The 23,579-nt window shown below is 51.9% G+C and carries 20 protein-coding genes, 1 other RNA gene and 2 pseudogenes; 12 read left to right on the forward strand and 11 right to left on the reverse strand.

All coding sequences use genetic code 11. The annotated features are described in order from the left end of the window. Window positions 1-46 precede the first annotated feature (46 nt). From rimK to dapB, 3 genes and pseudogenes are all read right to left on the reverse strand, one after another. On the reverse strand, window positions 47-985 hold the full coding sequence (rimK, locus tag FIU95_RS16545; protein ID WP_253869128.1) for a 30S ribosomal protein S6--L-glutamate ligase: 939 nt from the start codon (window positions 983-985) through the stop codon (window positions 47-49). A gap of 84 nt (window positions 986-1,069) precedes the next feature. Continuing rightward, window positions 1,070-1,471 (reverse strand): annotated as a pseudogene (locus FIU95_RS21565) (ATP-dependent zinc protease); the annotation flags it as partial. Window positions 1,472-1,662: 191 nt separating this feature from the next. After that, window positions 1,663-2,478, reverse strand: coding sequence for a 4-hydroxy-tetrahydrodipicolinate reductase (dapB, locus tag FIU95_RS16550; RefSeq protein ID WP_152454809.1), 816 nt, complete (start codon window positions 2,476-2,478; stop codon window positions 1,663-1,665). A gap of 237 nt (window positions 2,479-2,715) precedes the next feature. Here dapB and FIU95_RS16555 point away from each other — a divergent pair, with 237 nt between their 5' ends. Further along, the gene (locus FIU95_RS16555) at window positions 2,716-3,171 is read left to right on the forward strand and encodes a hypothetical protein (RefSeq protein ID WP_152454810.1); all 456 of its coding nucleotides are present in this window, start codon (window positions 2,716-2,718) and stop codon (window positions 3,169-3,171) included. Between the two features lie 131 nt (window positions 3,172-3,302). Here the strand turns inward: FIU95_RS16555 and dnaJ are convergent, their stop codons facing one another. The 3 genes from dnaJ to grpE all read right to left on the reverse strand — a co-directional run bounded on the left by dnaJ (window position 3,303) and on the right by grpE (window position 7,369). Continuing rightward, a complete protein-coding gene (dnaJ, locus tag FIU95_RS16560; RefSeq protein ID WP_152454811.1) occupies window positions 3,303-4,427 on the reverse strand; it encodes a molecular chaperone DnaJ in 1,125 nt (374 codons plus the stop codon). 225 nt (window positions 4,428-4,652) lie between these two features. Next, window positions 4,653-6,602 (reverse strand): molecular chaperone DnaK, encoded by a 1,950-nt coding sequence (gene dnaK, locus FIU95_RS16565; protein WP_152454812.1) that lies wholly within the window; start codon window positions 6,600-6,602, stop codon window positions 4,653-4,655. Between the two features lie 125 nt (window positions 6,603-6,727). Then, window positions 6,728-7,369: a nucleotide exchange factor GrpE gene (grpE, locus tag FIU95_RS16570; RefSeq protein WP_152454813.1), complete on the reverse strand. Its 642-nt coding sequence runs from the start codon at window positions 7,367-7,369 to the stop codon at window positions 6,728-6,730. A gap of 232 nt (window positions 7,370-7,601) precedes the next feature. On the opposite strand from grpE, the gene recN reads away from it, so the two are divergent. Together recN and FIU95_RS16580 are read left to right on the forward strand one after the other, a co-directional pair. Continuing rightward, window positions 7,602-9,272, forward strand: a complete 1,671-nt coding sequence (gene recN / locus FIU95_RS16575) for a DNA repair protein RecN (protein ID WP_152454814.1) — start codon at window positions 7,602-7,604, stop codon at window positions 9,270-9,272. Window positions 9,273-9,546: 274 nt separating this feature from the next. Then, a complete protein-coding gene (locus tag FIU95_RS16580; protein WP_152454815.1) occupies window positions 9,547-10,152 on the forward strand; it encodes a 1-acyl-sn-glycerol-3-phosphate acyltransferase in 606 nt (201 codons plus the stop codon). Window positions 10,153-10,194: 42 nt separating this feature from the next. Here FIU95_RS16580 and fur read toward each other — a convergent pair whose 3' ends face one another. Then, entirely contained in the window at window positions 10,195-10,605 is a 411-nt protein-coding gene (gene fur / locus FIU95_RS16585; protein WP_020414626.1) for a ferric iron uptake transcriptional regulator, read from the reverse strand. A gap of 276 nt (window positions 10,606-10,881) precedes the next feature. Here fur and FIU95_RS16590 point away from each other — a divergent pair, with 276 nt between their 5' ends. Beyond that, entirely contained in the window at window positions 10,882-11,226 is a 345-nt protein-coding gene (locus tag FIU95_RS16590) for an outer membrane protein assembly factor BamE (RefSeq protein WP_152454816.1), read from the forward strand. Here the strand turns inward: FIU95_RS16590 and FIU95_RS16595 are convergent. Beyond that, the gene (locus FIU95_RS16595) at window positions 11,223-11,576 is read right to left on the reverse strand and encodes an RnfH family protein (protein WP_152454817.1); all 354 of its coding nucleotides are present in this window, start codon (window positions 11,574-11,576) and stop codon (window positions 11,223-11,225) included. The genes FIU95_RS16590 and FIU95_RS16595 overlap by 4 nt on opposite strands. Then, complete coding sequence (locus tag FIU95_RS16600; protein ID WP_152454818.1) at window positions 11,573-12,013, reverse strand: type II toxin-antitoxin system RatA family toxin; 441 nt, start codon at window positions 12,011-12,013, stop codon at window positions 11,573-11,575. The genes FIU95_RS16595 and FIU95_RS16600 overlap by 4 nt, the downstream gene beginning before the upstream one ends. A 194-nt stretch (window positions 12,014-12,207) precedes the next feature. Between FIU95_RS16600 and FIU95_RS16605 the strand changes: the two genes are divergently transcribed. From FIU95_RS16605 to FIU95_RS16640, 8 genes and pseudogenes are all read left to right on the forward strand, one after another. After that, the gene (locus FIU95_RS16605; protein WP_152454819.1) at window positions 12,208-13,626 is read left to right on the forward strand and encodes a sodium-dependent transporter; all 1,419 of its coding nucleotides are present in this window, start codon (window positions 12,208-12,210) and stop codon (window positions 13,624-13,626) included. A gap of 15 nt (window positions 13,627-13,641) precedes the next feature. Beyond that, window positions 13,642-14,121 (forward strand): SsrA-binding protein SmpB, encoded by a 480-nt coding sequence (gene smpB / locus FIU95_RS16610; RefSeq protein WP_152454820.1) that lies wholly within the window; start codon window positions 13,642-13,644, stop codon window positions 14,119-14,121. A 39-nt stretch (window positions 14,122-14,160) separates the two neighbouring features. Further along, complete coding sequence (locus FIU95_RS16615; RefSeq protein ID WP_152454821.1) at window positions 14,161-15,507, forward strand: sodium-dependent transporter; 1,347 nt, start codon at window positions 14,161-14,163, stop codon at window positions 15,505-15,507. Between the two features lie 160 nt (window positions 15,508-15,667). After that, window positions 15,668-16,057, forward strand: a transfer-messenger RNA (tmRNA) gene (gene ssrA / locus FIU95_RS16620). Between the two features lie 364 nt (window positions 16,058-16,421). Beyond that, window positions 16,422-16,670 carry a hypothetical protein gene (locus tag FIU95_RS16625; protein WP_152454822.1) on the forward strand — a complete coding sequence of 83 codons (249 nt, stop codon included), beginning with the start codon at window positions 16,422-16,424 and terminating at the stop codon, window positions 16,668-16,670. A 105-nt stretch (window positions 16,671-16,775) separates the two neighbouring features. Further along, a complete protein-coding gene (locus tag FIU95_RS16630) occupies window positions 16,776-17,354 on the forward strand; it encodes a hypothetical protein (RefSeq protein ID WP_152454823.1) in 579 nt (192 codons plus the stop codon). Between the two features lie 915 nt (window positions 17,355-18,269). Beyond that, entirely contained in the window at window positions 18,270-18,602 is a 333-nt protein-coding gene (locus FIU95_RS16635; protein ID WP_152454824.1) for a hypothetical protein, read from the forward strand. 24 nt (window positions 18,603-18,626) lie between these two features. After that, window positions 18,627-19,043: pseudogene (locus FIU95_RS16640) on the forward strand (integrase core domain-containing protein); the annotation flags it as partial. Window positions 19,044-19,148: 105 nt separating this feature from the next. Here the strand turns inward: FIU95_RS16640 and FIU95_RS16645 are convergent. Both FIU95_RS16645 and FIU95_RS16650 read right to left on the reverse strand, forming a co-directional pair. Next, complete coding sequence (locus tag FIU95_RS16645) at window positions 19,149-22,325, reverse strand: type I restriction endonuclease subunit R (protein ID WP_152454825.1); 3,177 nt, start codon at window positions 22,323-22,325, stop codon at window positions 19,149-19,151. A 14-nt stretch (window positions 22,326-22,339) separates the two neighbouring features. Continuing rightward, the gene (locus FIU95_RS16650) at window positions 22,340-23,578 is read right to left on the reverse strand and encodes a restriction endonuclease subunit S (protein WP_152454826.1); all 1,239 of its coding nucleotides are present in this window, start codon (window positions 23,576-23,578) and stop codon (window positions 22,340-22,342) included. Window position 23,579: the final 1 nt, after the last annotated feature.

Here is a 23,579-nt window from a genome sequence, read left to right on the forward strand (position 1 = left end):
GTTAGCCCACTGGACTTAGTGCCGCCGGCGCCCCAATCAACATCGACTATTCAGACGTACTCTTCTCCAGATCGACACTGCTCTCATTCGATTTTGTCGCCGGACGCCATTTGAGCGCCTTTTCAATCGACATGATCATAGACCCAGCAATATCTTTACGGGTTGCGCTCTCAATGCCTTCCAGACCGGGGGAGGAGTTCACCTCAAGCAGCAGCGGCCCTTTGCGCGAGCGAATAATATCCACACCCGCCACTTTCAAACCCAGCGCTTTTGCCGCTTTAATCGCTATCCGCTTTTCATCTGCGGTGACCTTGACCACTGAAGCGGTTCCGCCCTGGTGGATATTGGCCCGGAATTCACCCGGCGCCGCCTCCCGCTGAATAGAGGCCACCACCCGCCCATCGATCACGAACAGACGCAGGTCTTTGCCCTGAGCTTCGCGGATAAACTCCTGCACCAACAGGTTGGCCTTCAGGGATTTAAACGCGTTAATGACCGACTCCGCCGCTTTGCGGGTTTCCGCCAGCACGACACCGCGTCCCTGGGTCCCCTCCAACAGTTTCACGATCAGTGGCGCGCCGCCAACCATCTCGATCAGCTCATTGGTATCCACCGGCGAGTTGGCAAAACCGGAGGTGGGGATACTCAAGCCGCTCTGCTGCAAAAGCTGCAGGGAAAACAGCTTATCCCGAGACTGGCTGATCGCCGCAGAACCATTCAGGGCAAACACTTCCAGACTCTCAAAGTGGCGAGTCAGGGCACAACCGTAAAAGGTCTGGCTCGGACGAATTCGCGGGATAATGGCATCCAGATTGTTAAGGACTCTGCCATCGCGGTAATGCACCTCGGGCTCATCCGCATCCAGCTTCATATAACACTGGCGAACATCCAGGAAGGTCATACGGTGGCCGCGCTCGGCACCCGCTTCCATAATGCGGCGGTTGCTATAAAGGTCTGGATTGGAAGCCAGCAAACCGATACGCAGGCCTGTGCCGGCGATATGGTGCTCGTCCCGATAAAATTCATCCAGCTGGCTTTGTGGCAAATCACCCAGGCAGAAACCCTCCGAAGGGTCCACCATCATGCGCCCAAGCATCGCTTCACGCCCGAGCAACATGCGATAACCCATGCTGTCACGATTGGTCAGGGTCAGCTCGATATCCCAAACGCTACCGCCGATGGAAAGTGCGGTACGAATCACTGGGCGCCGCTCAGATTCACCGGAGGAGCTGCGCACCACACGTTTATCCAGCATTCGGGCCTCGCAGCGCACCGTTGGGCGGCGCTGGTGCTGCAATGGATGCGCCTCAAAGCTGACCCAGGGCTCACCATCGCGCTTAAACGTCTGAATATTGTAGGCATGCAGGCAAGATGTCTTAGCCCCGGAATCCACCCGAGCCTTAATCGCAGGAATTCCCAGACCGGGAAAAGCACACCACTCTTCGCTACCGACAATCAGCTTTTTTTCCAAACGAAAAAATCCTCAAAATATTTTTTGGTTTATCGAGCGAGCAAACGACCCGAATTACTGTTATCCATTGCGAGGCCAGGCCTCGCCAATCCACAGCATTGATTTAACCCATATTACCGATCAGCTTATGGGCAGAGTCTACGAAGTTAACCCGAGGCTAACCCACGAATAAAACTATTGCAGAGGGAAAATTAATTTAATCCCAGCACATCGCGCATATCGTAGTGGCCAGGGGTGCGCTGCGAGTAATCATCGCCACTCAGCCACAGTGCGGCACGCACTGCGCCGCGAGCAAAAGAAAGACGGCTGCTGGCGCGATGGCTGATTTCAACTCGCTCGCCTTCGGCGAGAAACATCACCGAATGCTCGCCAACCACATCTCCTCCTCGCACAGTGGCAAAGCCGATGGTATCGCGCTCCCGAGCACCAGTCTGCCCCTCGCGACCGTAGATCGCCACTTTGTCGAGATCACGCCCCAGGGTCTCGGCCAGCACTTCCCCCATACTGAGAGCCGTGCCAGAGGGGGCATCTACTTTATGGCGGTGATGGGCCTCGACGATTTCAATATCCGCATCCTCACCCATTACCCTTGCAGCGGTCTCCAGCAATTTAAAACACAGGTTTACGCCTGTGGAAAAATTGCTGGCCAGGCACAGTGGAATTTTTTTTGCGTGAGCGAGTACTTCGCTTTTCTGTTCCGCGGTAAATCCTGTAGTACCTATCACTATGGGGCGACTGTGAGTGGCGCAATAAGCAGTATTTGATAGGGTCGCGAGAGGCGCGGAAAAGTCGATCAACACATCAAACTCGGCTTTTTCCAGGTTATCCACAATGGCGACACCATTACGGCCCAAGCCCGCTACTTCACCGGCATCGGCCCCCACCAGGCTGGAACCAGGCCGGACAACAGCGGCGCTGAGCTCCGCTTCCCCAGTGAGCGTCAGTGCCTCCGCCAGAGCCCGGCCCATTCGCCCACCAAATCCGCTAATCGCTATTTTTACTGCCACAACAACACTCCTGTCTACGCCCATGAGGTTGCGAATCTTACCCCGCTCCACCTGAGGGCAGCTACAAAAACAGCGCCTTTAAAAGTGATCACTTATACCTGAGATTACCCTGGCCATGAGATTGCTGCATGAGGAAATAACAAGGCACAACTTTATTACCAACTAACTGCAACGCAGTGAAAGCGATGACAAACCGCGATGCTAGGCTTAATCCAGAGGGGTAAATGGAGCGCCAACATGCGACTTATGATTCGATCAAACCACCTGCCACATTTATTGGTGGTGGTTATCTCTTTAACCCTGGCCTTTGGCAGTGCGCCTGTATCCGCACAACAGCAAAGCACAAACCCAGACTTTTGGGAGAAGTATGACGACATAACAGATTGGGTGACGCTGCGTCTGCAGCTCACCCCTGGCCAGGAAAAAATAGTGCTGCCCATCATGCAAAAGAGCCTTGTAGAAAAAAAGGCCGTGCTGGAACGCTATGGCGTATTGAACAACCCTAAGCTGACTTTGACTCCCAAGCAGCGCGGGGAAATCGGTGCGCAATTGGCCACGATCACCGGCCAAACAAACAAACAGCTGGAAGGGATACTAAAACAACAACAGATGAAGGAACTGGGAAAGATTCAGCACGAATTTTTGATGGAGCTGGCTGCTCGCCTGAGGGCCCGATCTGGCCAAGGTAACTAACCCGGCAGGGACACCGGGCTAGCTTTCGCTATTCTTCCTACTTTTAACCTCTCAAAGGTGCTCGTCAGTTAAACAACGACAAGCTTTAGGTTGCCGATGGTCGAATAGCGATTAGGGATACGCGCTTAGAATTAAAGCTTCATATCTCCAAAGAAGTTCTTCACCCCTTCGAACCAACCGGTCTGACGAGGCGCATTTTTCTTCTCACTGAGGGTGTTGGCGAACTCCTGCAGCAGCTCTTTTTGCTTGCTGGAAAGGTTCACTGGTGTTTCCACAACAACCCGACACAGCAGGTCGCCAGTGGCGCCACCGCGCACAGGAGTTACCCCTTTGCCACGCAGGCGGAACAGCTTGCCGGTCTGGCTCTCAGCGGGGATCTTCAGTTTTACCTTGCCATCGAGCGTCGGTACTTCCAGCTCGCCACCGAGGGCGGCTGCGGAGAAGCTGATCGGCACTTCGCAGTAGAGGTTCTTGCCATCGCGCTGGAACAGCTCGTGTTCCTTCACCACGACTTGCACATACAGATCGCCAGCGGGGCCGCCATCGGGACCGGCTTCACCCTCACCAGACAGGCGAATACGATCACCAGTGTCCACACCGGGCGGCACTTTCACCGACAGAGTTTTGGTTTCCTCTACTCGACCTCGACCGTGACAGCTGCCACAGGGGTCGGAAATAATAGAGCCGCGCCCACGACAATTCGGGCAGGTCTGCTGAACAGAGAAGAAACCCTGCTGCATACGCACCTGGCCAGCACCGCCACAGGTACCGCAGGTCTGCGGTGAAGAACCGGGCTTGGCACCAGAGCCATGGCAGGTATCACAGGAAGCCAGAGTCGGTACGCGAATCTTGACCGTGGTGCCACGCACCGCGTCTTCCAGGTCTAGTTCCAGGTCATAGCGCAAGTCGGAACCTCGCGCAGGGCCGCCGCGACGGCCGCCACCGCCCCCACCGAAAATATCGCCAAATACGTCGCCGAAGATATCGGAGAAGCCGCCAAAACCACCGGCACCGCCACCGCCCATCTGGCCTTCCACACCGGCGTGGCCAAACTGGTCGTAGGCCGCACGCTTCTGTGAGTCGGACAGTATCTCGTAGGCCTCGTTGGCCTCCTTGAATTTGTTTTCGGCTTCCGCGTCATCGGGGTTGCGGTCCGGGTGAAACTTCATCGCCACCCGGCGGTAGGCTTTCTTCAGCTCTGCATCCGAAGCGCCACGCTCGACGCCGAGGACTTCGTAATAATCGCGTTTCGACATAAAACTATGTTCTCTGGTCCGGCATCAAGAACGGCCAAACTCTTTCTACTTCTCGGTTTCTAACTAAACTCCGCGTGCGGAGCACCGCCAAACTGCACAATCACAGCAAATTTTGACGGATACCTGAAACAACACAGGGCGCGGGCCTCTGAAAGTAAGGCGCCGCGCCCCTGAAGTTCTCCGGCAGCTACTGTAAAAGTTGCCGCCGGAAATGCAAGCGAACGCTTACTTACCTTCTTTCTTGTCGTCCTTTACTTCTTCGAACTCAGCGTCAACCGCATCGTCGCCAGCGGAGGACTGCTGCTGTTCACCTTGAGCGCCTGCACCAGCGGCACCTTCAGCGCCAGCGGCCTGGGCCTGCTCGGCGTACATCTTCTGCGCAACCGGGCCGGAAGCTTCGGTCAGCTTATTGGTAGCGGCTTCCATAGCAGCCTTGTCGTTACCTTTCACCGCCTCTTCCGCTTCTTTGATCGCCGCTTCGATCGCAGACTTCTCTTCAGCGGTGGCTTTGTCACCGGCTTCTTCCAGGGTCTTCTTGGTGGCAGAGATCAGACCGTCGAGGGTGTTGCGGGTCTGCACCAGCTCCTCGAACTGCTTGTCCGCTTCGGCATTCGCCTCGGCGTCCTGAACCATCTTATCGATCTCGTCCTCGGACAGACCGGAGGAGGCCTTGATCACGATGGACTGCTCTTTGCCAGTCGCCTTGTCCTTCGCGTGCACATGCAGGATGCCGTTGGCATCGATATCGAAGGTCACTTCGATCTGAGGTACACCGCGGGGGGACGGCGGGATATCGGCCAGGTCAAAACGACCCAGAGATTTGTTCTGGGAAGCCTGCTTGCGCTCACCCTGTACCACGTGAATGGTTACCGCAGTCTGGTTATCTTCCGCAGTAGAGAACACCTGGGACTTTTTGGTCGGGATAGTGGTGTTCTTGTCGATCAGCGGAGTCGCAACGCCACCCATGGTTTCGATACCCAGAGTCAGCGGGGTTACGTCCAGCAGCAGTACGTCTTTCACGTCACCGGACAGTACCGCGCCCTGAATAGCAGCACCCATGGCAACGGCTTCGTCGGGGTTAACATCTTTGCGCGGTTCTTTACCGAAGAACTCGGTGACTTTCTGCTGAACCAGCGGCATACGAGTCTGACCACCAACCAGGATCACTTCGTCTACGCCAGAAGCGGACAGGTCGGCGTCCTGCAGGGCAATTTTCACCGGCTCCAGAGAGCGGGTTACCAGCTCTTCCACCAGGCTTTCCAGCTTGGCGCGGGTCAGCTTAACCACCAAGTGCTTAGGACCGGTGGCGTCTGCAGTGATGTACGGCAGGTTCACTTCGGTCTGCTGGCTGGAGGACAGCTCGATCTTGGCTTTTTCTGCAGCTTCTTTCAGACGCTGCATTGCCAGGGGGTCGCCTTTCAGGTCGATGCCCTGGTCTTTCTTGAACTCGTCTGCGAGGTATTCGATCAGGCGCAGGTCGAAGTCTTCACCACCGAGGAAGGTGTCACCGTTGGTGGACAGTACTTCAAACTGCTTCTCACCATCCACGTCGGCAATTTCGATGATGGAGATATCGAAAGTACCACCACCCAGGTCGTATACCGCTACGGTGCGGTCGCCACCCTGCTTGTCCAGGCCGTAGGCCAGTGCAGCTGCAGTCGGCTCGTTGATAATACGCTTCACATCCAGGCCAGCAATGCGGCCGGCGTCTTTGGTAGCCTGACGCTGGGAGTCATTAAAGTAAGCCGGTACGGTAATTACTGCAGCTTCAACTTTCTCGCCGAGGAAATCTTCCGCGGTTTTCTTCATTTTTTTCAGTACTTCGGCAGAGATCTGCGGCGGAGCTTTTTTATCGCCTTTCACTTCTACCCAAGCGTCGCCGTTGTCGGCTTCGGTGATGGTGTAGGGCACCATCTTGATATCTTTCTGGACAACGTCGTCCTTGAATTTACGGCCGATCAAACGTTTAACCGCAAACAGGGTATTCTGGGGATTGGTCACCGCCTGACGCTTGGCGGACTGGCCCACCAGGATTTCGTTGTCGTCAGTGAAGGCAACAATAGAAGGCGTAGTGCGATCGCCTTCGGCGTTCTCGATTACGCGCGCTTTGTCACCATCCAGTACCGCCACACAGCTGTTGGTAGTACCCAGGTCGATGCCGATAATTTTTCCCATTTGTAAAATCCTCGATTGATGCGCGCTGCCAGATTTGTTCTGTCTACAACGCGCGAATAATTCTTCTGTTGTCAGCTATATTGGTGCCGGCCGATAAAATTCAAGGCCGTTTTCCACACCTGCCGTTACGGCGCTTTGCTAACCACCACCATGGCCGGGCGCACCAGGCGACCGTTGAGGCGATACCCTTTTTGAAACACGTCCATCACCGTATTTGGCTCCACCTCCCCGTTCGGCACCTGGGTCATAGCCTGATGCAATTCCGGGTCGAAGGGCTCGCCGGCCGGATCGACAACTTCCACGGAATTTTTCGTCAAGGTATCGACGAAAGATTTGTGGGTTAGCTCGATACCTTCCACCAGCGCTTTGTTGGCTTCATCTTTGGTATCGATAGTGGCGAGGGCACGCTCCAGGTTGTCTACAACCGGCAGTAAATCTTGCAGTAGCTTTTCTACTGCAAATTTGCGTGCGCGCTCCACATCTTGCTGAGCACGACGGCGAGCATTCTGCTCCTCGGCCTGGGCGCGCAGGGCGAGGTCCTTCTGCACCGTTAACTGCTCTTGCAGTTTGATAATTTCATCGTGCAGCGCATCCGCACTTTCGGCTTCTTCGTGCAAGGCTTCTTCAGCCTGCTCTCGCTCGGCTGCGGAGGGGTCTTCAATTTCCGCGGAAACCGCCTCGTCTGCCCCTGTCAGGTGCTCATCAGCCAGGGCTTCCGGCTGCACCCCCTCGGTAATCTGATCTTCTTCGCTGCGCTCTCTGGCCACTGCTTTCTCCGTCGCGTCGACTCTGTCAGTAATGAGTTGGGCCCGTCCCGCGGGCTCTGGGGGCTATATGGGGCCATCCCCGCACAGTTCAAGTGGTTTTTAGCGCCCAGGCATTCCGGCAGGGTAATGTGGCCCAGCCCCTATAGCTAACCGGATGGGGATACTGTATAAATAACCACTACAAAGTGGGCCGCGAGCCTATCGATACAACAAGGACATAAAAGCGATACCTATGTTGCTGCACCTGTCTATCAGCCAATTCACCCTGGTGGACCAACTGGAGTTGGAGTTCGGTCCCGGAACCAGCACGCTCACCGGCGAGACCGGCGCGGGAAAATCCATCACATTGGATGCCCTAGGGCTCGCCCTGGGCGGCCGCGGCAGCGCCGAACTGGTGCGCGCAGGTGCCCGGCGCGCCGATATCTGTGCCACCTTCGATATCTCCGGCTACCCAAGTGCGAGCGATTGGCTCCAATCCCAGGAGCTGGATAGCGGGCAGGAAGTCATACTGCGGCGCACTCTCGGTGCCGATGGCCGCTCACGGGCATACATCAACGGCCAGCCGGTCACCCTGTTGCAGCTGCGCGCCCTGGGCGAACAGTTGATTGATATCCACAGCCAGCACGAACACCAATCCCTGCTTAAAAAGGAAACCCACCGCCGCCTGCTCGACGAGTTCGCCCAAGCCCAAGAGCTGACCGCCGAGACCCGCAGCCGCTACAAGACTTGGCAGGACCAGTACCGCCGCTACCGCAATCTGGCCGACAGTGCCGAGGAGGCCGAGGCCCGACGAACCCTGTTGCAGTACCAGCTGCGTGAACTGGAGCAGCTGGATCTGAGCGAAGGCGAGATAGAAGCGCTGGAGAGTGAGCAACGGCAGCTGGCTAATGCCGGCGACATTCTTAATGGCAGCTATCAACTCGCCGCGCTTTTGTCTGGTGGAGAGGGGGATATTGCCGAACAGCTGCACCGCGCCCTGCAACTGCTTTCCGCCATGCCCGAGCAGGCGCCGGCCTTAGTTGAAGTGGCGCAAATGCTCGATAGCGCGCGCATCCAGATTGATGAAGCGGCCGGCACCCTATCCCGGCATATCGACCGTTTCGAAATGGACCCTGAGCGGCTCGCCGAAGTTGAGGAACGCCTTAGCGCAATTTATCAATCTGCGCGTAAGCACCGCGTGCAGCCCACTGAGCTACCCGCTCTTCAGCGACAATTGCAAGAAGAGCTGGACGATATCGGCACCGAGGACACCCTGGAGCGCCTCGCCGACACCTGCAGCAAGTTAGAAAAGGAATTTCGCACTGTCGCCACAAAGCTGAGCAAGTTGCGGCAACAGGCGGCGTTAACACTCGCTGAGTCAGTTAACCGACAGCTGGTGGATCTGGCTATGCCCCACGCCAAGGTCGAACTTGCCCTACAGGCTCTGGATAAACCCTGCAGCCACGGCCTGGAAGAGGTGGAAATCCTGATTTCCACCAACCCCGGCCAGCCACCGCGCCCCCTGGGTAAGATTGCCTCCGGCGGTGAGCTTTCTCGGGTAAGCCTCGCCATTCAGGTGGTGACGGCGCAGACTTCGCGCACCCCCACCCTGGTTTTTGATGAGGTGGACGTGGGCATTGGTGGTGCCACCGGTGATGTGGTTGGCCGTCTGCTGCGCCAGCTTGGTGAGACCCGCAATGGCTGTAGCGGCCAAGTGATTTGTGTCACCCACCTAGCACAGGTGGCGGCGCGGGCCCACCGCCAATATCTGGTAGAGAAACACAGCGATGGGGAACAGGCGTTTGTCGCCCTGCGCGAGCTAAAAAATGACGAGCGCCGCGAGGAGATCGCGCGCATGCTGGGCGGACAACCCAGCCCCCAGTCACTGGCTCACGCGGAGGAGATGCTGACCAGGGCGCTATGAGCTGAACCCAACGTCCATTACAAGCCATCGAGACAAGCCACCGAACGCATTATCGAACTGACCAGCAAGACAGCCCACCCCTCCCACTGAGGAGGTGGGCAATCATTACGCGTAGATCAATAAATAACCGTCAACAATCCGGCAAAATAGCCGGCCAGCCGGTGATAAATGCCGTTTTAGGACAAATAGACCAAATATGACTGGGTGTGGCAGCGAAAGTCACCATATACTGGGCCGCTTGTTTGACTTTGTTTGAGTAGTATCGGCCGAGTTTATGCAGAGAACGATTTTTAACACCCCGGTTGTCACACCGATGTTGCGCCAGGTAGCCAAGCTACTGCTGAAGCTGCACGGTTGGCGCGTCAAAGGCGATCAGCAATCCCTGAAGCTGAAAAAATATGTCTTGATTGGGGCTCCTCACACCACAAATTGGGACGGCTATTACTTTATTCTGGCCGCACTTAAACTGAAGATGACTCCGCAGTGGATGGGTAAGGATAAACTGTTCCAATTCCCCCTCGGAGGCCCCATGCGCTGGTTTGGCGGTATCGCCGTGGACCGCAGCAAGGCCAACAACCTAGTGGATGCCACCGTCCGCCAGTTCAAGCTGCGCAAGGAACTGATCATTGCCATTCCACCCGAGGGCACTCGCGGCCTGAGCGAGCGCTGGAAATCCGGCTTTTACCATATCGCGCGCAGCGCCAAGGTGCCGCTGGTATTGGGCTTTATCAACTTTTCCAAGAAAGAAGTGGGCATTGGCCCTATTGCGCAACTGGGGGAAAACCTGGAAGCGGAACTGAATAAACTCAGGGAGTTTTACGCGGATAAAGTCGGGAAATTCCCGGAACTTTATACTCCGCCCTGCCAACCTCAGCAGTAAGCGGGCATGTAATGGGTGCGGCGGCCGCCGCACCCGATAGGCTTACTTCTCTTTCGCCTTCACATACAGCACCAAGCTGTGACCTGTCAGCTCATAGCCATGCTCTTCGGCGATCTGGCGCTGTAACTCTTCGATTTCCTCATTGTGAAACTCGATGACCTTTCCGGTATCGGTGCACACCATATGATCGTGGTGATCTCCACGATCCAGCTCGAATACGGAATGGCCACCATCGAAGTTGTGACGAACAACCAGGCCCGCGCTCTCAAACTGGGTCAACACCCGGTAGACGGTAGCCAGCCCGACATCCTCCCCCGCTTCCAACAGTAGCTTATACACATCTTCAGCACTCAGGTGCTGTTCACTGGTGCTTTCAAGCAACTGCAGAATCTTAACCCGCGGCAGAGTGACCTTCAGACCGGCCTTGCGCAATTCCTGGTTTTCGTTCGACATGAATAGATATTTCCCGACAGGATTTATGAATTGTCTTTACTTGCATCAGCCCACTGAAGAGGTCTATACCCGAATAAGACCACAGATTCCCGCCTGTCAGCGAGCCGACTCTTCGGGTATTATCCCATGCCGAACGGAGTCAGCGGAACCCCAGCTATCCAGACAAGGGGAAATCGCAGCGGGAGGGAACTTTCCCTGTACACAGGGGCCTATTCCGGTTAGCCGTTAAATATCGGTGCCAGAGATGCCGTATGAAAGAACATAATGGAGCAATGAATGCCGCCTAGCCTGAAATTTATCGCCATTGCCAGTCTGTGCGCCCTTCTCGGAGCCTGCACACTGGTTAAGTTTCCCGGTGTGCACCGCATTGAGGTACAGCAGGGCAATATCATTACCCAGGAGATGGTCGACCAGCTGAAGCCCGGTATGACCCGCCGCCAGGTACAATTTGTTCTCGGCACTCCGCTGCTGGAAGACACTTACAATCCCAACCGTTGGGACTATATCAACCGCGTTCGCGACAAGAAGGGCAAAATCACTCAGAAACGCTTTAGCGTTTATTTTGAAGAGGATTCCCTGGTGGCCACCAGTGGCGACTGGCAGCCGGCAGGCTGGCCTTAAGCCTCAGGGCCCTCAGCGTCTTTCTTTTTCTCGGCCAATCGCTTGGCCTTCTCGGCGCGCTGCTTGCGCGCCTCCTTCGGGTCAGCGATCAGCGGGCGATACACCTCAACACGGTCGCCCGGTTGCAGCTCATAGCTTTCCGCCGGCGCCAAACCCTTACTACCCAACACCTGACCAAAAATACCCATTTTGGCAGTGTCCGGGTCCACTTCCGGGTACTCTTTGGGAATACCCGAACGAATCAGAGCCTCTCTTGCGGTAGTCCCCTCTTTTACCAGCAAGCGCATCAAGCGCTGTTCGTGTGGCAACGCGTACACCACCTCCACCGAAATCGTTTTTTCTTCCGTCATTGGGGCTTCCCGTAAATTTCCTCAGCGCGCGTACACATCACCGCCACCATTTGATTGGCCAGATCGCTAAACAATTTGCCCGCAGCCGCGGCGATTAAGCGGCTTTTCATAGAGAAAGACAGAGAGAAAGTCACCTTGCAGGCACTTTCTGCCAAGGGAGTAAATGTCCAGTGCCCGGTAAAATTCTCGAAAGGCCCATCCACCAGGGTCAGAGTCATACTGGTTGGACGCATCAATTGGTTGCGTGTGGTGAAACTCTGGCGAATTCCCGCACGCGATAAATCCAGACGTGCCTCCAGGGTTTCTTCATCCCGGTACAGAATTTCGACACCGCGGCACCCCGGTAAAAACTGTGGGTAACTGGCCACATCATTGACCAGATCAAATATTTGTTCCGCGCTGTACATCACCAGCGCGCTGCGCTCTATTTCAGTCATTCCTGTTGTCTAATCCAGTCCGCCAGGCTAAATCGCCTGGGATTGTCGTTCGGCCGCTAATTTTGCCAGTCGGCGCTACTCAAGCAAGACAATTCCTGTAACAATCGCATTTTTTGCCGGCGGGACAAACCCGGCCCCGTCGGAATAACAAAAATGACAAGCTGTATCTGATAAAAAATAATAGCGAGAGTACTATGACCGCAGTGAGAGAGCATTTTGGGTCAAGGCTGGGCTTTATCCTAGCCGCAGCTGGTTCCGCAGTTGGCATTGGTAATCTGGTGGCATTCCCCGTAGCGGCCACTAAGAGCGGAGGCGGTGCTTTCCTGCTGGTCTATGCACTCTTCGTTTTCCTGATCTGTCTGCCAGTCATGATGGCGGAGCTGGCTCTGGGGCGCCGCTCTGATAAAGACCCGGTTGGCGCCTATCGCCAGCTCTCCAACGGTTCACATTTATGGCGCATTCCCGGCTGGTTTGCCCTGATCACACCTTTTATGATTGCCGTATTTTATTTGGTGGTCACCGTATGGGTACTCGGGTACCTGGTTGAAACCGTCACTGGCAACCTCAACCTGCTCGCCACGCCCGATTTCTTTATCCACTTTATCAACACCCCCAAGGTATTTATTTACCTGGTGGTATTAATGCTGATTATTAATGCCATTCTCGCTATGGGCGTAAAAGACGGTATTGAGCGCGCGGCAAAAACCCTCATGCCGATGCTGTTTGTGATGCTGCTGGGCTTGGTCATTTTTGTTCTGACCCTGGACAACGCCCTCTTGGGAGTGAAGTACTACCTGGTACCAGATTTCAGCAAGATTGATGGCAATGTAGTGAGCAAAGCCATGGCCCAGGCCTTCTTCTCGCTGTCCCTGGGTATGGGCATCATGATCACCTACGGCTCTTATATGAAGAAGCGGGACTCTATCCCCGGCTCCTCCCGCGCCGTTGCCATCACTGATACTCTGGTGGCATTTACCGCGGGCCTGTTGATTCTGCCCAGTATTTTCCACTTCAACCCGCAGATTGATCCCTCCGAGCTGAGCGAATCCTCCGCCGGTATGATCTTCCTGTTTTTGCCGAAGATCTTCCTCGCCCTGCAGGACAGCATCGGTTATACCGGAGCCAGCGCAGTGGCCGCCGTGTTCTTCTTTTTGGTACTGGTGGCCGCGATCACCTCGCTGGTTTCCATTATCGAAGTACCCATCGCCACCCTGCGCGACGAGCGCGATATGGAGCGTAAAACAGCCATTTACTGGGTTGCCGGAGTACAGTTTGTACTGACCATCGCTTGCGCCGTCTCCTTTGGCATGGTCAACTGGTTCACTGAATTTGTACAGTTGGCCGGCGTTAACAAGTCCTTCTTCGATCTGGTAGAGATCATTTTCTACGACACCATCCTGCCTCTAAACGGCCTGCTGGTGTGTCTGTTTGTGATCTACAAGTGGAAGAAAGCCAACTTTGACAAAGAGCTGCAGGAAGGCGACTCCGCCTTTGCCGGCTCTTTCTCACAAAAATACGTAAACTTCTCCCTGGGCACCTTTATCCCATTGATACTGCTGTTGATCTTTATCAACACCGTGGCCCTGAAGTTTTTTGGACACAGTTTTATCTAGTCATTAGAAGTTTTCATGGCCAAGAAAAAGAAAGCGCAAACATCCAATACCATCGCCCTCAACAAGAAGGCCCGTCACGACTACTTCATCGAGGAGAAGTTTGAGGCGGGCGTTGAGATGCAGGGCTGGGAAGTGAAAAGCTGTCGCGAGGGCAAAGCCCAGCTCACCGACAGCTATGTCATTTTCAAAAATGGCGAAGCCTGGCTGCTGGGTTCCAATATCCAGCCCCTCGCCAGCGCCTCCACGCACTATGTGACCGAGCCCGACCGCACCCGCCGCCTGCTACTCACCAAGCGTGAGCTATCCAAGCTGATCGCCGCCGTGGAGCAAAAAGGCCACACCGTGGTTGCCACCGCGCTGTATTGGAAAGGGCATCTGGTCAAGTGCGAAATCTGCCTGGCCAAGGGTAAGGCCATGCACGATAAACGGGAAACCGAGAAGAAACGTGACTGGAACCGCGAGAAGCAGCGCCTGATGCGCGCCACGCACAAGTAGTGCACAAAAACCATTAGAAGAATAATTACGGGATTTAGTATGAGTGCACCCCGAGGACAATTCAGCTCGAATATTGGCTTTTTGATGGCCGCCGCCGGGTCCGCCGTAGGCCTCGGCAACATTTGGGGCTTCCCCACTAAAGCCGCCAGCAACGGCGGCGCCGCCTTTGTCGTGGCCTATCTGTTTTTGGCCTTCGCCCTCGCCTACCCAGCGTTGATGGCCGAACTTACCATTGGCCGCTACGCACGGCGCAATATGGTACAGGCACTGCGCGCCATCTCAATTGGCCCAGTCAGCCGCTTCTTCGGCGGCCTCACCGGTTTTGTCGGTATCTTGGTAGCCTCCCTGATTCTGAGCTTTTACGCCATTGTGGCCGGCTGGATGGTGGCTCACCTGGCCGAGCCTTTCGCCGCCCTGTTTGGCGCCCAGGAAGCTGTCCAATGGCTCACTGAAAACAGTACCCAACGCAATCTGATTTTTACCGCAATTTTCAGTGGTCTCACCATGCTGATTATTGCCAGCGGCGTGGAGAAGGGCATTGAGCGCTGGTCCACCCTGTTGATGCCCTCGCTGATTATCCTGCTGCTGCTTTTGATCGCCTATGTACTCACCCAGCCCGGCGCCTTTACCGGCCTGGAGGTGTACCTGATGCCAGACTTCAGTCACTTCACCCCGAAGCTACTGATCTCTGCTATGGGCCAGGCCTTCTTCTCTCTGTCTCTAGGGGTGGGTACCATGCTGATCTATGGCTCTTACCTGAGCCAGCAAGAGAGCTTGCCGCGCCTCGGCGCCCTGGTCACTCTGATCGACGTGGGAATCGCCTTCACCGCAGGCCTGCTGATCCTGCCCGCTATGTATGTGGCCCAGGAAGCCGGCACCCAGATCTTCGCTGCTGACGGCGCCCTGATTGCCGGGCCCAACCTGATCCTGCAGGTGTTGCCAGCGCTGTTCGATACCATGGGCGAAGCTGGTGTATTCGTCGCCATTGCCTTCTTTGCCCTGATGGTGATCGCCTCCCTCACTTCCTCTATCTCTATGCTGGAAGTACCGGTGGCTTTCTCTATTGAGAACCTGGGCATCCCCCGCCGTATTGCCACTCCGGCTGTGGGCCTGGTGATCTTTGCCATCAGCAGCACCATTATTTACAACTTCGACAGCCTGTTTGGACTGGCAGTCAGTATCAGTACTGAATACGGTCAGCCCCTGCTGGGTATTGCGCTGTGTATCTTTGCCGGCTGGATCTGGCGCCGCGACCAGCTGCTGAGCGAGCTGAAGAAAGGCCACGAAGATATTGAGCACACCCTGTTCTGGAAGATCTGGCCCTGGTATGTGCGCATCGTGTGCCCACTGCTGATTCTGGTAGCCTTCGCCCAATCGATACTGTAACGCCTTTTCTAACTGTCCCGGCGGCCACCGCTGCCGGGACTCCCCACTCGCCCCCTACCCCCCCTCATCAAAGCTCCCAAAAACTCCCTGGCGTATAAAAATTTATTGTAATGCCCGAGTTTGAGGTATACTTAGATGACACACGAGAGTGTTTCTTATCGGGGATGACTTGGATTCGACGCCGGTGACGAAACCTTGGGTGCATGCCGTGATGGCAGCGAATCACGTAAATCCAAAGCTGTATTTTATTAGTTGCCAACGACGACAACTACGGTGCCCAACTCGCTGCGTAAGCAGCTTGTGAAGCACTAACTAAGGGTTCGTCCCTTAGCAGTCTTCAGCAAGGTTCCAGTATCGCGCTGTAGACTGTTATATAGAACTGGATCGCCGCAAGCCATGTCCGTGGGCAAGCGGTTAAACAACTTACGGGATCGCCCTATACGTCCTGACCGCCGGGCTGTAATGGGTTAAATCAATTGACGGAGCTAAGCATGTAGAGCCTCTGGCAGAGTGCTGACGGACGCGGGTTCGACTCCCGCCATCTCCACCAAATCGCTGTCTCAGACAGCCCACGAAAGCCCCGCAAACCCAGTGTTTCCGGGGTTTTTGCTTATCTGGACCAACCTACGAGCAGGTTTGCGCCACTGCCCCCATCAAATTGCCGGAGGGCAAGAAAGTACGCGGGATTGGCCCGGCGCACTCACCGCCACCAAGAAAAACACCTGGCAGCAATGACAGACCCAGCTGAAGTTGGGCGCCTACTAACTGCCATAGGCAAATACCAGGGCACCCCAGTAGTAAGAGCAGCCCTAAATCTATCCCCTCTCCTATTCTGCCGCCCTGGAGAATTGCGAAAACTTGAGCCGACGGATATCAATTGAGATGCCAAGCACATAGAACTGCCCAGCGAAAAAATGAAAATGGGCCAGCTGCACATTATCCCTCTTGCTGAACAAGCTCTTGCCTTACTGCAAGAACTGGAGCCGCTAACAGGCCATGGCAAATATATTTTCCCATCAGCTCGAGGCCAAAGCCGTCCACTGTCTGATAACGGTGTGAGGACTGTGCTCAGGTTACTGGGCTATGACAATGAAACCATGATCGCCCACGGCTTCCGTGCAATGGCCCGTACTCTAATCGACCACGACACTCGGCAGATTTGATTTAGAATTCGCGTATTCATCAAGGAAAAAAATGAATGTGGCACATGCATCTCAAATCAGAGAGGTAGAACACGTTCTTCAATGGATATACGAGGATAAAAGGATATGTCTATCAACGAACATGCAACCAAGGTACAGGTGAGTCGACTGATTAACACCGCGCTGGTAGCGATTAAGAATAAAGACCCAAGATTTGATCAGACTCTGGTTCACACCTTGGATCAACTCAACTTAATTAGCCGCAACCTAAATACCGCCAAGCATAACGTACAGCACTTTGGTGGAATAATGGCGAGCGGCGCTCATGGACAAAACGCCTACCGAGCCAATCAATCCATGAACTCGAAGCTTAGGACCCTCTCATCACTTGAAGCCTTCCTCGCAGAAGAATGGAAAAAGCTTGGTAAAGCAGTTGACGCATATAGGAAACAGCTACCATGGGATGGCAAGACCGAATTGGAACTCCTGGATATGCTTGCGGGAGAAATCGAGTCGTTCGATAAATTACTTCAGAAAAACGTCATCCAGATTTCAAAGCACCAGTCCAATCCACATCAAACAATGACCATTCAAAGAGAAGTCACCCAATTAAAGGCAATGCCCGCTCATACAGCACCAAGTATGCTTGTCTTAATTACCATCGGCCTTCGGTTATTTGCGATGTACGTCGGCTCTAAAAAGTGACTAGCAATTGATAGTCTCGATTTCCCTTTTAGCAGCTCGCTAGGCGCAGGACGTTTTTCATCCGACAGGATCAATGCCTGTCGGAGCCTTCTAAGTAAGTGGGGGTTACTTTGCTCTAGTGGTGGGGTTATCTTTGGTTTTTTGTGATTGAGCCAAATAGAAACCAAGCAAATACGATAGCTACAGCAACTATTCAAGTCCCTCCATCTCCACCAAATCGAAAAAGGCCAACCGCGTGGTTGGCCTTTTTTATTTCTAAGTCACGTCCAGAAAACCTTCAGCTTCAAGAGCTAAACAAGTTCCTTAACCAAGAAGTTGACACCATCAAAATGCAACTATCCCGCATTGCATACACTACTTATTAACTTCTTTTAAATCCGGCTTCCCATCGGGATTATCATCCCGCATTGCATCTTTACCCCCACTCAGAAGCCCCGTCTGATCCACATCTTCAGAACCTGATAACAGCTCTTCAGCACGCTTTTTGGCGCGCTCCTTTCTTCACTTTTCATATTCAGGAGTGCCCTTTAGGGGGCGTTTTTCATTGGTCATACAATGCTCCTCCAACAGTAATCACCATAAGAGTTATAAGTAAAGCCCTTGCTTGAGTAATAGTCGCGTACATTTTCGTTAACAGGCTTCATAATACGAATCTCATGAGCGCCTATTTGTTCTGCATATTCCTCCAATGCCAATAGCGTTAGAGGTAAAATCTTCGCACGCTGGGGGTGGTTATGTGGTGTCGCTTCAAGGGAGTCTAGCCGAAGTCGTGCCCCACTCTATGTGGGGCGCCCCAATGACAGATGAGGATGCCAAATACTCAGTTCAAAACGCTTTGGGTTGGTAAATGGATACAAGTCATATTCCCTGGACCAGTTCCAATCAAGCTTTCTAAGAGGGCTATCTTCCCAGGACTTGGCTTGCACCAACGCCCGAAAGTTGATTTTATTATTATGGGAAGAATATTTTTCTGAAAAGGAAGCAAAAAATATAGATATTAAAAATTTCGTAGAAGGTATCAAGGAAATACACAAACCGACAAACCATTGCTTCCACAAAGGTTATGGGATCGTACTGCAAAGAGTAAACTCACTTATCGCAGAATATGTGCTGGAATTTTTTGCAGAAAATCACGAGCTATACCTATGTGTTCATGACTCATTTATTGTGCGAGAATCAAAAAGCGATTACCCACAAAAAGCCATGGACATAGCCCATGATTATGCACTTAACAACATCATGTCTTGACAAGATGAGTCTTAGCTCAGCATAGCTGCCGACTTGCCAAATGACCGATTGCTACCTTTCTGTGCTGCTCCTGAGCTGCCTGTACTACGCATACTGACCGATCGTGGTACCGAGTACTACGGCAAGCTGGAGCAGCACGATTACCGGTTGTACTTGAATGTGAATGAGATCGAATACACGAAGACGAAAGCTCGCCATCCGCAAACCAATGGCATCTGTGAGCGTTTCCATAAAACGATTCTACAGGAGTTATACCAGCCCTCACTACGGCGCAAGATATACGGGTCGATCGTAGAGCTGTAGGCGGATCTGGACGAATGGCTCACGCACTACAATAATGATCGCGCCCACCAAGGCAAGCAGTGCTGTGGCCGGACTCCAATGCAGACGCGCGAGGATACCAAAGATATCTGGTTGGAAAAACTCGTAAACAGAACCTGACCTGACAGAACACCTTTTAAAAACCGGTAACTGTCAGATCAAGTCTGAACTATTGTAAATCAACCTCTTCTGCTCATTAGACCGAAAAGCACTCTGAAATTAAGGCTATTCAACAAGATCCTCATAAGTCTGCTCAAGAACATATTGCTTCAGAAACTTGTCAATTCGTATATTCAACTTAAAAGGTGGTATAACCTGCTCATCTAGTTTCTCGAAGTAGGCTTTCGCTTTGTCCCTATCCACCGTTGTCTTTAGTGCGTCGAAGCGACCAAAATTGTTCAGATTCTTCTCATCTACATTGTCACCCATTAAAGTGGTAAGAAGGTTTTTATCCAAACCTAACGCACTCACGATTGCATTGAGTTGGGCGTTTTCAGCGTTATTTTTGTAGTCGTTGATGTAGTCCCTGAAAGTGTGACCCTCAATTAATTGTGCGTCGCCGCGCTGCAAGTCATGCAAGAAGAGTTTCGCGTACTTTTGTTCGGATTGAGTGAGCGTTGAAAATGATTTATGCAGTTCGTTTAAGGTTACCTCTACATTTTCTTGATCCTGATTTAGCTCTTTTAAATATTTCTCAAAGCGGCTGTTCATGTAATCAGAGTCAATTTTACCGGTATCGATTTCGGTAAGATGACCGCTAATGTCAAAAGGAACGTCTCCTCCTGCACCACCACCTCCACCGGTTCCTGCGAGTTCTTTGTAACGAAGAACCAAGCTCAAATAGGTTTGCTCATCTACGGCTAGTGTTACTTCACGCTTGTCATCATTTTCATCAAATGAATAAGTCAGTTCATTCCAATGAAAGCCTTGCACCTTGGCGGCTTCTAAGTGTTGATTGAAGTCTTTAAATAAACCGGCAAATTTCGCGCAAGCATCAGAGTCTGAAGACAACTTTTCAAAATTCGAAACGCCCGCATTAGCAAACAATTCGGTGATTTCAGCTATCAGTTCATTCATAGCTTCGAGATTGTTTTCCAGACGGTCTACAAACAAACCGATGGGTCTATCACCTGAATAGAGTTTTACTGCGGCCTCAATATGCCGTTCCATTGTATGCGGGTAGCGGTAATAGCGAATAGTCCCATGGGGTTTATCGGGGCCAAATAAACGGTTGGTGCGCGAGAATGCCTGAATAATGTTTTGATACTTGATTACTTTGTCTAAGTACAAGGTATTAAGCCATTTAGAGTCAAAGCCAGTCAGCATTTGGTCAACAACAATCAGCAAATCCAACTGCTTTTCAGGTTCAGTATGTATACGCTCATAAGGTTTTTTATGAGCAAGTCGTGCGGCTAGGTCTTTTTTGAATTTAGCGTATTTAGCGAAATCGAAGTCTTGGCTATAGCGTGCATTGTAATCAGCCATTATTTCCTCTAAGCCATCACCTTTAAAAGTGGGGCCACGGCCTCCGCTGCCGTCGTTATCGATATTAGGATCAAACAGTGCGGATATTTTTAGCTCAGGTTTAGCGACTTTTAAAAGGCGGTAATAGTCAATGGCTTCCGCAATACTGTTGGTAGCCAATATGGCATGAAACTTATTGGCTTGGCTGAGCACATCCCAGTTTTGCAGAATATCTTCAACCACCTTGGCTTGGTGCGTATCCGTTAAATATTGTTCTTTTGGCACATAATCTTCTATGCCTTTTACGTATTTGCCCGTTGTGTCTTTATGGCCCGCCATCTCGACACCGTTCATAAAGTGGTTAAATTTTTTCTTTTTAGCTGGTGTAGATAGTGCATCGGCTACGGACTCAGCCTTAGCTTGTTCTAGGGCAACAGCTTGGCGAAGGTCTTTATCTTTAAAGGTACTGACTTTATAGGGATCAAAACCCAACACATTGCCGTCGCGTATACCATCGGCAATGCTGTAGCGGTGCAACTCATTACCAAAAACAGTATTGGTGGTGTTACCGCTTTTTTCGTTTTCTTCCTGAATGGGTGTGCCCGTAAAACCAAAAAACAAGGCTCGTGGGAATGTGCGCTTAATAGTGATCAGCATATCGCCAAACGTGGAGCGATGGGCTTCATCAATAATAAACACCAACCGCTTGGCGCGGATTTTTTCAATATCTGCCGAGTTGGTGGCGGTTCCTTCGTCGTCCACTGCCTCAAAAATATTACTCATCTTTTGAATCGAGCTAACGATCAAGGTTTGGGCGGGGTCACTACTTTTGAGTTTGGTTACTAAAATATCGGTATTTTCGGTAGCCTGTACCTCTTCGCCATCACCTGCAAAGTTGTTGTATTCGGCGAGTGACTGGATGCCCAGTTCAATGCGATCCATCAAAAAAATCACCTTATCGGCATCTTTCGACTGAGCAATCAACTGTGCCGATTTGAAGCTGGTCATGGTTTTACCTGAGCCAGTGGTATGCCATACGTAGCCACCGAGACGATCTGAATTGTTTGCGCTGCCGCCTATTTGTTGCCAGTTGGTTTTTGCCACTTTATCGGAGATAGCATTGGCTGCGTAATATTGATAACTGCGCATCACCTTAAGAACCCCATCGGTATCATCGGCGACGGTATAAAAACCTATCAACTGATGCGCCATGGGGATAGAGAGCAGTGTCGAGGCGATGTCTTTCCAGTGATTGACGGGTTCGTTGTTAAAGTCTGCCCAATTGAATTGGTAGTCTGGATTCAATTTTCCATCCGGCCCAAGGTTGGCGAAATATTTAGTCTCTTCTGGCTCCATGGCCACAAAGATTTGGATTAGCGAAAATAGCCCATTAAAAATGCCTTCAGCGCTGTATTTTTCAATTTGGTTGACTGCTTGGCTTACGGGTATTCCTGTGCGCTTAAGCTCAACATGGATCACCGGCATGCCATTAATCAATAACAACACATCACCGCGCCTATCGTTACGCAACGGGCTACCACGCTCAAACTTAGGCTGCTGAACAATTTGGTAACGGCTTTGACCAGCGGCAATCTCTTGGCGATCATAAATTTTGAGGCTGACTTCTTTGCCGTAGTGTAGTTTATCGGCAGGATTGTCTCGCTTAATGGCGACGGTTTTACCATTAATAAAACCATTGAGCTTCAGCGGTGTTCGAAGCTCCTTAATTTGCTCAATAATTTGCAGCATTTCCGTATCGGTTAACGGCACATCATTAAGGCGGTCTTGCTGCTTATTATTTTCGAATAATATATTTGCCCAGTTTTGTAAAAGTTCAGCTTCGGTCTTGTGCTTTAAAATCTCGCTCTCCCACCCTTTGTGGGTGAGCACCTCAACAAATGCCTGCTCAAACTGCGCTTCTGTTTTAAAAGTGGTCATCCTGGAGCTCCCTGCTAGACAAACATTTTGCTCAAGCAGGCTTGCTTGATGTTATTGAGTTTAGTGATTTGTTGTTGGTGTTGGTTAATCAATGCGTCGAGTTTTTGAAAGTAGTTTCCGATGGCGGTTTGCTCTTCCTTTGAAGGGATACTGACTACCTGACCTTTCACAATATCGGAGTTGAGGTTAACTTGGCTTCCCGGCTGGCCATACTGTTGCCAATCTTCCTCGAAAGATTTCAACCATTGATACATGAACTCAAGCTCAAAAAGCGGTTTTTTAAATATTAAAAAACCATCGTGAACACCAGTTTCAACATAATTGACAACCGGTTTTCCTACACTTGCAGCGATACTCAAAAGCAAGTGCGGCTCGAATAAGACGCGAGTTTTCTCTTGACCAAGTTTTGAAATTCTCTGCTCTAAAACATGAATTCTGCCATCTTGTTCAGTCACATCTCTAATTCGCAACCACCCAACAGTTGAGCTATTGTCGAACCATTTAGGGTCTTCAATAGGGCGAGGGCTAGCACCGCGAACAATTTCCGCTAATTCACCTAGCTTTTTCTCCACCCACTCCCCTCTAAACCCTTTAAAACGGACTTCTGGGATAGTTTCGCCTTGTTTTGGGAACATCTTTTCCAGCATGGCTTTTTTAATATTGCTGAGCTTTTCGTGCTTTTGTTGATGCTTATTGATTAGGCTGCCTAGCCGGTGGAAATAGCTACCGATTTGGGACTGCTCTTCCTTATCGCAAGTATTAATTGGTGTTGCCTTAGCCTGCTTAATCGTATAGTGAGCAATCGTTCCCGTATGAGAAATGCTTTTGATATACTTTTTAAAAGTTTCACTAAACAGGAATGTATAAAAAAAGTAACCATCGAACTTTTTATCATTCTTAAACCAAAGTAAATCAGCATCCTTAAAATATAGAGGCTCGTCATTTGGTACCAAAAAGGGAATGCCAATCGAGCCGCCACCAGTAACAAGCAGATCGCCACTGGCGACTTTACCAATTTTTCCAGTTAGCTCTTCATAAACATCATAAGAAATAAAAGCTTTAGCGTTTTCCTGCCCTTTATATATGGAAACGACATCACTGGTTCTAAAAAATGGAACCCCAGCTTTAGTCCATTGTTCTTTGTGAACTCGCGCGGCAGAGCGAATGTCAATGAGTTCACCTAAGTCATGTTGCACCCACTCATCATTAAAACCGTCGAAACGAATTTGAGGAGTATTCTTATGCTCTCTCATC

The sequence above is a fragment of the Microbulbifer sp. THAF38 genome (genome assembly GCF_009363535.1).
Taxonomy (GTDB): Bacteria; Pseudomonadota; Gammaproteobacteria; order Pseudomonadales; family Cellvibrionaceae; genus Microbulbifer.

Excerpts from the sequence above, each read along its gene's own strand:
- FIU95_RS16615 (WP_152454821.1), top strand. The coding sequence starts at position 14,161 with ATGAGTGCACCCCGAGGACAATTCAGCTCGAATATTGGCTTTTTGATG.
- smpB (WP_152454820.1), top strand. The coding sequence starts at position 13,642 with ATGGCCAAGAAAAAGAAAGCGCAAACATCCAATACCATCGCCCTCAAC.
- FIU95_RS16600 (WP_152454818.1), bottom strand. The coding sequence starts at position 12,013 with ATGACTGAAATAGAGCGCAGCGCGCTGGTGATGTACAGCGCGGAACAA.
- FIU95_RS16555 (WP_152454810.1), top strand. The coding sequence starts at position 2,716 with ATGCGACTTATGATTCGATCAAACCACCTGCCACATTTATTGGTGGTG.
- FIU95_RS16580 (WP_152454815.1), top strand. The coding sequence starts at position 9,547 with ATGCAGAGAACGATTTTTAACACCCCGGTTGTCACACCGATGTTGCGC.
- FIU95_RS16630 (WP_152454823.1), top strand. The coding sequence starts at position 16,776 with ATGTCTATCAACGAACATGCAACCAAGGTACAGGTGAGTCGACTGATT.
- FIU95_RS16605 (WP_152454819.1), top strand. The coding sequence starts at position 12,208 with ATGACCGCAGTGAGAGAGCATTTTGGGTCAAGGCTGGGCTTTATCCTA.
- recN (WP_152454814.1), top strand. The coding sequence starts at position 7,602 with ATGTTGCTGCACCTGTCTATCAGCCAATTCACCCTGGTGGACCAACTG.
- dnaJ (WP_152454811.1), bottom strand. The coding sequence starts at position 4,427 with ATGTCGAAACGCGATTATTACGAAGTCCTCGGCGTCGAGCGTGGCGCT.
- FIU95_RS16650 (WP_152454826.1), bottom strand. The coding sequence starts at position 23,578 with ATGAGAGAGCATAAGAATACTCCTCAAATTCGTTTCGACGGTTTTAAT.
- FIU95_RS16590 (WP_152454816.1), top strand. The coding sequence starts at position 10,882 with ATGCCGCCTAGCCTGAAATTTATCGCCATTGCCAGTCTGTGCGCCCTT.
- dnaK (WP_152454812.1), bottom strand. The coding sequence starts at position 6,602 with ATGGGAAAAATTATCGGCATCGACCTGGGTACTACCAACAGCTGTGTG.
- FIU95_RS16595 (WP_152454817.1), bottom strand. The coding sequence starts at position 11,576 with ATGACGGAAGAAAAAACGATTTCGGTGGAGGTGGTGTACGCGTTGCCA.
- FIU95_RS16625 (WP_152454822.1), top strand. The coding sequence starts at position 16,422 with ATGAAAATGGGCCAGCTGCACATTATCCCTCTTGCTGAACAAGCTCTT.
- FIU95_RS16645 (WP_152454825.1), bottom strand. The coding sequence starts at position 22,325 with ATGACCACTTTTAAAACAGAAGCGCAGTTTGAGCAGGCATTTGTTGAG.
- fur (WP_020414626.1), bottom strand. The coding sequence starts at position 10,605 with ATGTCGAACGAAAACCAGGAATTGCGCAAGGCCGGTCTGAAGGTCACT.